Annotated in this window: 6 protein-coding genes; all 6 read left to right on the plus strand. The window is 33.3% G+C overall.

What is annotated here, in order from left to right; translation table 11 throughout:
* Positions 1-210: 210 nt before the first annotated feature.
* The 6 genes from AC0L3M_RS09765 (at position 211) to AC0L3M_RS09790 (ending at position 12,562) form a co-directional block, all read left to right on the plus strand.
* The gene (locus AC0L3M_RS09765; protein ID WP_473432499.1) at positions 211-3,027 is read left to right on the plus strand and encodes a GH92 family glycosyl hydrolase; all 2,817 of its coding nucleotides are present in this window, start codon (positions 211-213) and stop codon (positions 3,025-3,027) included.
* Positions 3,028-3,066: 39 nt separating this feature from the next.
* On the plus strand, positions 3,067-4,731 hold the full coding sequence (locus tag AC0L3M_RS09770; RefSeq protein WP_473430604.1) for an MFS transporter: 1,665 nt from the start codon (positions 3,067-3,069) through the stop codon (positions 4,729-4,731).
* Positions 4,732-4,740: 9 nt separating this feature from the next.
* Positions 4,741-5,760, plus strand: coding sequence for an isoaspartyl peptidase/L-asparaginase family protein (locus AC0L3M_RS09775; protein ID WP_473430605.1), 1,020 nt, complete (start codon positions 4,741-4,743; stop codon positions 5,758-5,760).
* Positions 5,761-5,855: 95 nt separating this feature from the next.
* Positions 5,856-8,711, plus strand: a complete 2,856-nt coding sequence (gene polA / locus AC0L3M_RS09780) for a DNA polymerase I (protein ID WP_473430606.1) — start codon at positions 5,856-5,858, stop codon at positions 8,709-8,711.
* A 32-nt stretch (positions 8,712-8,743) separates the two neighbouring features.
* Positions 8,744-11,035, plus strand: a complete 2,292-nt coding sequence (locus AC0L3M_RS09785; protein ID WP_473430607.1) for an McrB family protein — start codon at positions 8,744-8,746, stop codon at positions 11,033-11,035.
* Between the two features lie 3 nt (positions 11,036-11,038).
* Positions 11,039-12,562 (plus strand): DUF2357 domain-containing protein, encoded by a 1,524-nt coding sequence (locus tag AC0L3M_RS09790; RefSeq protein WP_473430608.1) that lies wholly within the window; start codon positions 11,039-11,041, stop codon positions 12,560-12,562.
* Positions 12,563-12,566 lie beyond the last annotated feature (4 nt).

Genomic DNA, 12,566 nt, shown 5'->3' on the forward strand with positions numbered 1-12,566 from the left:
TTATATATTAAGCACAAGTACTGGTCATAGAATTTTTTGAAGCTTCATTTTTAATTATATTAGATGCTTATAAAAGCTATTCTTTCTAATGAAACTAAAACTAACCGCGTTTTTGATCCTATGTTTAATCATTTCTAGTTGTAATGACAAAACCGAAAATAAAAAACCAACAACCCAAAAAAACCTTTAATAGCCTATGTTAATCCTTTTATTGGGACTGGAGGTCATGGTCACACGTATCCAGGAGCAACCATGCCTTTTGGAATGATGCAACTTAGTCCAGACACACGACTAGAAGGTTGGGATGGTTGTTCTGGATACCACTATAGTGATAGTTATATCTATGGTTTTTCGCACACACATTTAAGCGGAACTGGTGTTTCGGATTATGGTGATATTTTAATAATGCCAACCAACCAGCAAAATTTTAACAATGGTGCAGATGGTAAATCTGGTTATCGTGCTCATTTTTCTCATGATAATGAAGTCGCTCAACCTGGTTACTACAAAGTACATTTAGATAGTACCAATATTAATGTAGAATTAACGGTTTCTAAACGTAGTGGTATACACAAATACAGTTTTCCTTCGGCAGAAAATCAATTTGCAATTGTAGATTTATTGCATCGTGATAAGGTTATAGATGCTAAAATTACAAAGGTTTCGGATACCCAAATTGAAGGCTATCGTTTTTCGGAAGCTTGGGCAAAAGATCAACGTCTGTATTTTGTTATTAAAACATCACATACTTTTTCAGATGTACTTCAATCTCCACCTCAACAAGGTCAAAAAGGTGCTCAAAAAATAGCGTTAAAATTCAACAACCCAAACAACCAACCTGTTTATTTAAAAATAGGTATTAGTGCTGTAGATATTGAAGGTGCCAGAAAAAACCTTAATAAAGAAATAGGAGAACTAACTTTTGAAGAGGTAAAAAATACAGCTCAAGATATTTGGGAAAAACAATTAGAAAAAATTGTAATCCAAGATAAGGATGTTGATAACAAAACCAACTTTTACACCTCAATGTATCACGTTGCTTTAGCGCCTAATTTGTATCAAGATGTCGATGGTCGTTATCGTGGTATGGACCTAAAAATTCACACCACTAAAGATTTTGATTATTACACAGTTTTCTCACTTTGGGACACCTATCGTGCAGCACACCCTTTATACACCATCATAGATCAAGACAAAACCAACGATTTTATAAACACCTTTATTGCTAAATATAACGAAGGTGGCATTATGCCAATTTGGGACTTAAGTGCCAATTACACAGGTTGTATGATTGGCTACCATGCAGTACCAGTTATAGCAGACGCCTACTTAAAAGGCATAAAAAATTATGATGTCGACAAAGCTTTTGAGGCCATGAAACATAGTGCAACAAGAGATAAATTAGGCCTAAAAAGCTATAAGCAATTCGGTTTTATTCCTGTGGAAGAAGAAAGCGAATCGGTTTCTAAAACCTTGGAATATGCTTATGACGATTGGACTATTGCTCAAATGGCAAAAAGTTTAGGCAAGCTAGACGATTATAAAACCTATTCGGAAAGAGCACAATATTATAAAAACAGTTTTGATCCCGAAACGCAGTTTATGAGAGGTCGTTACCGAAACACCTGGTTTGCACCATTTGATCCTTATGAAGTCAATTTTAATTACACTGAGGCTAACGCTTGGCAATACAGTTTTTACGTACCACAAGACATCTCTGGTTTTACGACACTTTTAGGCGGAAAGGACAAACTAGACGCTAATTTAGACAAACTATTTGTTGCAAAAGACCAAACCTCTGGACGACATCAAGTGGATATTACAGGTTTAATTGGACAATATGCACATGGTAACGAGCCTAGTCACCACATGGCATATCTTTATAATTTTGTAAATAAACCACACAAAACCCAAGAAAAAGTCTATCAAATTTTAACAGAATTATACAAAAATAATCCTGACGGAATCTCTGGTAACGAAGATTGTGGTCAAATGAGTGCTTGGTACATTTTTAGTAGCCTAGGTTTTTACCCTGTAACACCTGGTAGTAACGACTATATTATTGGGACACCTCTTTTTGAAAAAGCAACCATTAATTTAGAAAACGGTAAACAATTCACCATTTCAGCAGATAATTTAAGTTCTAAAAATATTTATATCGCTTCCGCAGAATTAAATGGCAGTCCGCTAAATCAATCTTTTATCAATCATTCAGATATTATCAATGGTGGTACACTTCATTTTAAAATGACAGACCAACCCTCTACTTGGGCAACAAAAGATAACCAAGTACCTAAAACCGAAATTATAGACCATCTTATCACTCCTGCTCCATTTATCGCAAAAGGTGATATTGCCTTTAAAGGCGAAACTGAAGTAGTTTTAAATAATGCAGACAAACAAGTCGCTACTTTTTACAGTCTAGACAATCAAAGTTTTAAACCTTACCAACAACCCTTTACTATCTCTAAAGCTACATTGTTACAAGTCTACTCAGAAAAAAACGGAATTAAAAGTGCCACTATCCAAACCCGATTCTATAAAATAGATCCAAATATTTCAATTAAGCTAGAAACCGAATATGCAAATCAATATAATGGTGGCGGAAACAACGCGTTAATAGATGGTATTTACGGAACACAAGATTTTAGAACCGGAACTTGGCAAGGCTATCAAGACAAAGACTTAATAGCAACTGTTGATTTAGGTAGCGTAAAGCAAGTAAATCTGGTAACATTAAATTTTTTACAAGAACAACGTTCATGGATATTTTATCCAACCCAAGTGAGCTGTTTTGGCTCGACAGACGGAATTAATTTTAACCCAATTGATGCCACTAAATCTGTTAATAGCACACAACCTTCTGAATACACAGAAATCAAAAAGGTCTTCTTTAAACAAGTACCAAAACCGTTTCGTTACATAAAAATCATAGCAAAAAAACTAGGCAAACTTCCAGAATGGCATTTAGGTTACAAGCATAATGGTAGAAGCTGGCTTTTTGTGGACGAAATCACTATCAAATAACATTTATAACTATATTTAGGACAAATTAAAAACCAACAAATGGAAAACCAAAATAACAAATCTGCTTTAACAACCTTAGTTACTGTCTTCTTTTTTTGGGGATTTATAGCTGCTTCAAACAGTGTATTTATCCCTTTTTGTAAAACCTATTTTGATATCGATCAGTTTCAATCGCAATTAGTAGATTTTGCTTTTTATGGTGCTTATTACATTGGTGCCTTACTATTGTTTATAATATCTAGCACAATTAAAAAAGACATCTTAAATGCTTGGGGTTATAAAAACGGAATTATTTATGGATTACTCCTTTCTGCAATTGGTGCTTTTGTTATGTATCCTGCAACAGCTGGAGCAGAACAAGGACAAACTAGTATTTTTTATTTTGTATTAATAGCACTTTTTATTGTTGGACTTGGTTTTTCATTACAACAAACCACTGCTAACCCTTTTGCTATTGCATTAGGCGATCCTAAAACTGGCTCACACAGATTAAATCTTGCTGGCGGAATCAACTCATTAGGAACCACTATTGGACCTATCGTAGTCGCATTTATTATTTTTGGATCTACACCTTTATCTGGTGACGAGTTAGCTGCTATGATTAAAAATAACGAGATTACACTTAACACTGTACAAATGCTATATTTAGGAGTTGGTGTCTTATTTTTATTAGCAGCAGCATTATTTTATTTCTCAAAAAAATTACCAGCTTTAAAATCTGAAACTGCTTTTGAACCAGCTAATAAAGCTAAACACTTATTAATTGTATTAACCTTAATAATCATTGGTTGTTTTGGTTACATTTTTAGTACTTATACAGGTAATGAAGCAGCTTCAGATGCTTTAGAAAATAAACGTTTAGTCTTTTTAATTATCGCACTAGCTGCTGTTGTTGGCTGTTTAGTATTTGCTTATTCTAGTTCTTCTAAAAAACCTGAAGGTTGGGGAGCAATGAAATATCCGCAATTGGTTTTGGGGATGCTTGCTATTTTTACTTACGTTGGTGTAGAAGTTACTGTTGGTAGTAATTTAGGTGAACTACTAAAAAAAGCTGTAGAGGGAACAAACCTAAACGAATTAGGCTTACCAATCTTAAACGATGCTCAAATCGCACCATATATTTCACTGTATTGGGGAGGATTAATGGTTGGTCGTTGGGTTGGAGCCATTACAGTTTTTAACCCTAGTAAAGGCTTAAAAAAATGGCTATTAATAATTGTACCTTACGTTGCTTTTGGAGTAATATTATTGGTCAATTTTGGAAAATATTCGCCTAACCAAATCTTATTTTTCGCCATATGCGTTGCGGTACAAATTGGAGGTTTCTTTTATGCTAAAGACAATCCGGTTACAACATTAAAAACATTTAGTTTATTAGGTGTTTTAGCTATGGTAATCGGACTATTAACTTCTGGTAACGTCGCATTATTTGCTTTTTTATCTGGTGGATTGTTCTGCTCAATTATGTGGCCTTGTATATTTACTTTAAGTATTGCTGGTTTAGGCAAATACACGTCTCAAGGATCTGCTTTTTTAATAATGATGATTTTAGGTGGAGCTATTATTCCGCCTTTACAAGGTAAATTAGCAGATGTTTTTGGCATACAAACGTCCTACATTATGGCTGTATTATGCTTTGGCTATTTATTATTTTATACTTTCAGGACTAAATCTATTTTGGATAAACAAGGTGTAACGTATTAATTACATAGTATGGATAGAAGAAAGTTTTTAAAAAATGCATCATTAACAAGTATTGGTCTTGCAACAGGAAGTTCTGCTTTTGCTTGTGCTAAAATTGATAAAAATTCATCTGATGTAACGCAACAAAAAGAAGACACTACTAGCATTATAGATAACACTAATTTTCCTGTATCCATTTGCACTTGGGGTTTTGTAGATGCCAATGCAAAAGCAGGTCAAACGTTGGAACAAGGTGTAAAAGCTTTAGATGCTGCTATTGCTGGTGTCGCTATTGAGGAAGAAAACCTAACCAATACAACCGTTGGTAAAGGTGGTGCTCCAGACAGAGATGGTCAAGTAACGCTAGACGCTTGCGTTATGGACAGTTCTGGAGATTGTGGTGCTGTTGTTTGTGTCCAAAACATTACTAACGTTGCGCTTCTTGCTAAAAAAGTAATGACAGAAACACCTCACGTAATCTTAGCTGCAAATGGTGCTGAAGATTTTGCCTATACACAGGGTTTTAAAAAAGAAAACCTACTTACAGAAGCCTCAAAAAAAGCATGGGAAGACTGGAAAAAAACTTCAGAATATAAGCCTATAATCAACATAGAAAATCATGATACCATTGGCATGTTATGCTTGGATAAAGATGGTGACATTGCAGGAGCTTGTACAACCTCTGGATTATCTTATAAAATGAAAGGACGCGTTGGCGACTCGCCAATCATAGGGTCTGGATTATATGTTGACAATCAAGTTGGTGGTGCAGCTGCTACTGGTTTAGGCGAAGAAATTTTAAAAACCGTAGGAAGCTTTTTAATCGTAGAGCTAATGCGTAACGGAATGCATCCACAACAAGCATGTGAAGAAGCCATTAACCGAATAGTCAATAAAAACAAAAACCACAAAGATTTTCAGGCAGCCTACATTGCTATTAACAAAGCAGGCCAAACAGGTTCGTATTGTATTCATCCTGGATTTGCGTACATGAAATATCAGCATGGTAAAAACGAAAGAATCTTATCTCAAGCATTCTTAAAAGCTTAATCAATAATTTGTTATTTTAAGTACAGAAGTTATCAAATTTTAAAGCAAACCTGCGTTAAGTTTTGTAGTTTTGGTATTCTATCAAAATTACTATTATGTCAGACAATAAACGCGTCTTTTTAGTCGATGCTTACGCTTTAATTTTTAGAGGTTATTATGCCTTTATAAAAAACCCAAGAATAAACTCTAAAGGAGAAGATACCTCTGCTATTATGGGTTTCATGAACTCGTTATTAGATGTAATTAAACGTGAGCGTCCTGATCATTTAGCAGTTTGTTTTGATAAAGGCGGAAGTGCTGACAGAGTCGAAATGTTTGAAGCCTATAAAGCCAATCGTGACGAAACACCTGAAGGCATTAAAACTGCTGTACCTTATATCATGGAGATTTTAAAAGCCATGCATATTCCAATTATGGTTAAAGCTGGTTATGAAGCGGATGATGTTATAGGGACTTTAGCTAAGCAAGCCGAAAAAGAAGGCTACCAAACCTTTATGGTAACACCTGATAAAGATTTTGCGCAATTAGTTAGCGAAAACATTTTTATGTACAGACCTGTATTTGGTGGTGGTTATGAAACTTGGGGAATCCCAGAAGTACAGAAAAAATTTGAAGTAACAGACCCTTTACAAGTCATTGACTTTTTAGGAATGATGGGAGATGCCAGTGATAATATTCCTGGTTTACCTGGTGTTGGAGAAAAAACCGCTAAAAAGTTTTTAGCACAATATGGTAGCATGGAAAACCTTTTTGCTAACACACACGAGCTAAAAGGTAAAATGAAAGAAAAGATTGAAGCCAACCAAGAGTTAGGTTTACTTTCTAAAAAACTAGCAACCATCATGCTAGACGTTCCTGTGACATTTAACGCTAAAGATTTTGAGTTAGACGCTCCAGATATTCCTAAAGTGACAACCATTTTTCAGGAATTAGAATTTAGACGTCTTATAGATAATTTTACAAAAACTTTTACTTCTGGTGCAGAAGCCACATCACTTGCTAACGACAACCCTTCGGAAAAAGCAGCACCAAAAGTGACGCCTAAGGAAGCAGAAAGTGCTGGAGCTGGTCAATTTAATTTATTTGGAGGCGACCCAAATTCCGCAACAGCGACATCTGACACAGATAGCTTAGCGCGAAAAACTGCCGAAACTACTGCACATTTTTACCAAAGTGTAGCCTCAGGAATGGCGACTACATTATTTATCAAAAACTTAATGAATCAGACTTCGGTGTGTTTTGATACCGAAACCACAGGTTTAAACCCACTAACTGCAGAGTTGGTTGGGATTTCATTTTCATGGGAAATTGGTAAAGGCTTTTACCTACCCTTTCCAGAGGACAAAACCGAAGCACAAGTCCTAATCGAAACGCTTAGACCATTTTTTGAAAGTGAGACCATTCAGAAAATTGGACAGAATCTAAAATACGATATTAAAGTCCTTGCTAAATATAATATCCAAGTCAAAGGATCACTATTTGACACCATGTTAGCGCATTATTTAATTAATCCAGACATGCGTCACAATATGGATGTTTTGGCAGAAACGTACTTAAACTATACTCCAATTGCTATCACAGAATTGATTGGTAAAAAAGGAAAAAACCAATTATCCATGCGTGATGTTCCGTTGGAAAAACAAACAGAATATGCGGTTGAGGATGCTGATATTACGCTACAATTAAAAGAACATTTTGAAAAGGAATTAGGCGAAGCTAACACTCAAAAATTATTTGATGATATTGAGGTGCCTTTACTACGTGTATTGGCTGCTATGGAATTGGAAGGTATTAATTTGGATGTTGACTTTTTAAATAGTCTATCAGACGACTTAAACAACGATATCAACACTTTAGAAAGTAAAATATATGAGGTTGCTGGAGAGGAATTTAATATTGCCTCACCAAAACAATTAGGTATTATTTTGTTTGAAAAACTAAAATTGGTTGACAAACCTAAAAAGACAAAAACAGGTCAATATGCAACAGGAGAAGACATACTGTCTTACCTAGCTAAGGATCATGAAATTATTCGCAATATTTTAGATTATCGTGGTTTAGCAAAACTTAAAAGCACTTATGTGGATGCGTTACCTCTTCAGGTAGAGCCTGCAACAGGTCGTGTGCATACAGATTATATGCAAACTGTTGCTGCCACAGGACGTTTAAGTAGCAATAATCCAAACCTACAAAATATTCCGATACGTACAGAACGTGGACGTCAAGTCCGTAAAGCGTTTGTACCACGCAATGAAGATTACACACTATTAGCTGCCGATTATAGCCAAATAGAACTGCGTATTATTGCTGCGTTAAGTGAGGAAGAAACCATGATTGAAGCTTTTAAAAATGGAGAAGATATTCACGCTTCCACAGCATCAAAAGTCTTTAATGTACCTTTAAACGAAGTTACTCGCGAGCAACGTAGTAATGCTAAAACCGTAAACTTTGGAATTATCTATGGTGTATCTGCTTTTGGATTAAGTAACCAAACCGACTTATCGCGTGGTGAAGCTAAAGAACTTATTGATACCTACTACGAAACCTACCCTAAACTTAAAAAATACATGAGTGCACAAGTAGATTTTGCGCGTGATCATGGTTATGTAAAAACTATTTTAGACCGTAGACGTTACCTAAAAGATATAAATAGTCGTAATGCTGTAGTACGTGGTGCAGCAGAGCGTAATGCGGTTAATGCACCAATCCAAGGTAGTGCTGCAGATATTATTAAAATTGCCATGATTAACATTTATAACAAACTAGAAGCTGGTAATTATAAAACCAAAATGCTACTACAAGTGCATGATGAATTGGTTTTTGATGTCTACAAACCTGAACTTGAGGAAATGAAAACCTTAATTAAAACCGAAATGGAACAAGCCTTTAAAATGGAAGTGCCATTAGATGTTGAAGTGGATACTGGTTTGAATTGGTTGGAGGCGCATTAGGATTCTATTTAAACGAATTAGTTTTAATAAAAATGGATGAAAATAATTTTACTTGGGTAAAAACCCATAATGAAATAACAAAATATCTTAGCACAAAAGAAAATAATCAATCAGTTTTAATAGAATTATTAAAATCTGTTGGAATTACTCCTTTCAATGACAAAGCAAAAATTGGGTCTGAATCGCATGATATCGAATTAAATGAAATTGACCCATTTACTTTTTATTGTTATATATATAAATATGGAGAGCAAAGAAGGCTTTATTTTCTTCAGGCAATAGCAAAAAAAATTGGAGCTCAAATTCCAAATGATGAAAAAGGAATACCTTCTGCACAAGCTCAAAAAGTATGGCTATTTCCATATAAATATGATAGAGTCAATAATGAAATATCTAGATTATGGGGCTTTTTCAAAAAAGCTTTAAACGACAAAATCACGGATTTAGATTTTTCAGATGTTTTAAAAATTAGTAGTATTGGAAAAACTAAATTGACTGAAGCGCTCTTTTATATTAAACCTGAAAAATATTTACCAATAAATGGACCTACCAAACCATTTATTGAATTAGAGCTTGGCTTAAATCCTCGGTTCAATACATATTCAGAATATATAACTTTATTAAAGGCTATAAAAAGAAAAACCAATGTTCCCTTTTATGAATTATCTTATAAGGCTTGGGAATGGAACGAGGACAGAAAAAACAACAAAATGAGTAATGAATCAAGATATTCAGAGCAATTATTATCTTTTTTAGAACAAGCAAAAACTGATAATTTAAAAACAAAACATTATCAAAAAGCCTACAAGGAAACTAAAGTAAGAGTAAGTTTTGGTCAAGGAAATTCCGCAAAAATACCTTGGATATCTTTTTTAAAAGAGCCTTTCACCACAAGTGACGGAATTTATCCTGTTTATTTATTTTATAAGAATATAAATAAATTAATACTTGCTTATGGAAGGAGTGAGACTAATAAACCTATTGTAGAATGGAATATTAATAAAGCACAAAGTATATCAAGATACTTTGAAGAAAACAATTTTGAAAAGCCAGAAAGATATGGTGATTCTCATGTTTTTAGAGTTTATGATGTTAGTAAGCTACCAAATGAGAAAATACTAAATGATGATTTAGATGAAATCATTGAAAAATATTCTACGTTAGGAAGTAATGAATCTACACCAGAAAAAAATAATAACTCTATGAGATTTGATTTAGAGAGTTTTGAAGAAAATTGCAAGTCTTCGGGTTTAACTTATAATTCTCAGTTAATCACAAGATACATTGCCTCATTAGCAACAAAACCATTTGTATTATTAAGTGGTTTATCTGGTTCTGGTAAAACTAAATTAGCACAAGCTTTTTCACAATGGATTGCACAAGATGAGTCTCAATATTGTATTGTGCCTGTTGGAGCAGATTGGACTAACAGAGAGCCTTTATTAGGTTACTCTAACGCATTAAATGACGAAGAATATATATTACCTGAAAATGGTGCTTTAAAATTACTTATTGAAGCTAACAAAGAAGAAAATAACAATAAACCATATTTCTTGCTTTTAGATGAAATGAATCTGAGTCACGTAGAACGTTACTTTGCAGATTTTTTAAGTGTTATGGAGTCTAAAGATAAACTTAAATTGCATTCTGAAGGCCTAAAAAATGGAGTGCCTTCTCATATAAGTTGGCCAAGTAACTTATTTATTATTGGAACCGTTAACATAGACGAAACAACATATATGTTTAGTCCTAAAGTTTTAGATAGAGCTAATGTTATTGAATTTAGAGTTAATAAAACTGACATTGCAGAATTTTTGAAAGAACCTAAAGAGATTGATTTTACGAACCTTGATAACAAAGGCGCTTCAATGGGAGAACATTTTGTTTCAATAACAACTAACAAAGCATTCCAAGAAATAGACACTAAAATATTAAACGAAAAATTAGTTTTGTTTTTTGAAGAATTGAAAAAAACAGGAGCTGAATTTGGTTATCGTACAGCAACAGAAATACATAGACTTTACAACCAGTTGACTACTTTGGATATTGACATGCAAGAAACCACGAAAATAGACATTGCTATCATGCAAAAACTATTGCCTAAACTACATGGATCTAGACGTAAATTATGTCCAGTTTTAGAAACGTTAGCCTCTCTATGTGTAGCAAAAGATGTTGACGCAAGTAAAGCATTTTTAAACAATACAGAAACAGTTGTTTATAATAATAATGCTGATGTTTTATATCCTTTATCATTAGAAAAAATCACAAGAATGTACAAAGGTGCAATCGATAATGGTTTTGCTAGTTATGCTGAAGCTTAAAACATGGTGAAAGAACAATCCATAAAAATTGATTTATCTCATATTGAAGATGGTTTACATCTATATATCGACACCAAACACAAAGGTGATATAGAAGTTGATACGACCAATTTTTATGAGCATGAAGCTACTTACCAATTGAAAGAGGGTTCTTATTACGATTTTGAATTTTCTGACAATACAAGTCCTGAAAAGTATCGCTTAATTTGTAGTGACCAAACTAATATTATACAAAGCAGAAAAAGAAAAGAGCATATTGGTATAATAGCTCCTAATATTTTTGTTGGAACTTTAACCTTACAAATTTATAGCGTTGATAATCAAGATAAAAAATGGAACTTAAAATTAGAGGTACAATCTAAAAAAGCTTCCTATAGAAAAGATTATCAGTACATGCTAAATGATATTACTTCAAAATGTACAGATTTAATAATTCAAGCCAACTCTCCAGTTAGTCATTCTTTTGAAACTGATTTTAACGCAGATAACAAAACATTATATCAACGTTTCGCATTTGTAAGTTCAATTATCAATTCTGAAGATTTTGAAGATGCTATACAACGTATTGTAACTAGTCCAACTACAAATTGGACAGAAGAATCAGAACTAACAGATGCAAGAAAAATAAAGCGATTTAAAAACTCAGAATTAAGGTCATTAATAAATTCTGATAACAGATTAAAATTAAATAATTCACATCCTTTATATAAACAAGGAATACAATCTGTTGCAACAAAAATAGAATCATACAGAAAATTTGAGAGTGTTGACACTTCAGAAAATCGTTTTATAAAACATGCTTTAGAAACATTTTTAAAATTCTGTATGGATATTGCAAATCATCCAAATGCAGGAATTAGACTTAAAGAAGAAGCAGATATTGTATTGGAAAAATTAGAAACTCATCTTCAACATGACTTATTTAAGCAAGTTTCTAGACCAACCACTTTAAAACTTAACAGTCCAACACTTCAAAAAAAGGAAGGTTATAGAGAAATATTAAAAGTTTGGTTAAAATTTGATTTAGCAGCTAAATTGGTTTGGAATGGCGGAGACGAAGTCTATAGTGGTGGAAAAAAAGACATTGCTACTTTATACGAATATTGGTTATTTTTTAAATTATTAGCAGTTTTAAAACAAGTTTTTGATATTGAACCAAAGGAATTAGAAAAACTTATTGTTCCATCAAAAGATAACTTAAGCTTACAACTTAAACAAGGAACAGTTACAGCACTAAAAGGCACTTACACAAAAGCAAATAGACATTTAAATATTAGATTTAATTATAACAGAAGCTTTACAGGTGGTACAGAAGATATTTCTAAAACTGGAAGTTGGACAACTACACTAAGACCAGATTACACATTATCTATTTGGCCAACAAAACTAAAAGAAACTGAAGCTGAAGCCAAAGACCAGATTGTGCATATTCATTTTGATGCCAAATATAAGATTGCAAATATTAATCAAATATTAGGAATAGAAGCAAATGAAGAAAGTTTAAATAATGAAAAAAAGAAAACTTAAAAGG

The organism is Olleya sp. KJ81-1, from assembly GCF_055808135.1.

What these genes read in the sequence shown, in the direction of transcription:
- AC0L3M_RS09785 (WP_473430607.1), top strand. Translation starts at nt 8,744, where the DNA reads ATGGATGAAAATAATTTTACTTGGGTAAAAACCCATAATGAAATAACA.
- AC0L3M_RS09790 (WP_473430608.1), top strand. Translation starts at nt 11,039, where the DNA reads ATGGTGAAAGAACAATCCATAAAAATTGATTTATCTCATATTGAAGAT.
- polA (WP_473430606.1), top strand. Translation starts at nt 5,856, where the DNA reads ATGTCAGACAATAAACGCGTCTTTTTAGTCGATGCTTACGCTTTAATT.
- AC0L3M_RS09775 (WP_473430605.1), top strand. Translation starts at nt 4,741, where the DNA reads ATGGATAGAAGAAAGTTTTTAAAAAATGCATCATTAACAAGTATTGGT.
- AC0L3M_RS09770 (WP_473430604.1), top strand. Translation starts at nt 3,067, where the DNA reads ATGGAAAACCAAAATAACAAATCTGCTTTAACAACCTTAGTTACTGTC.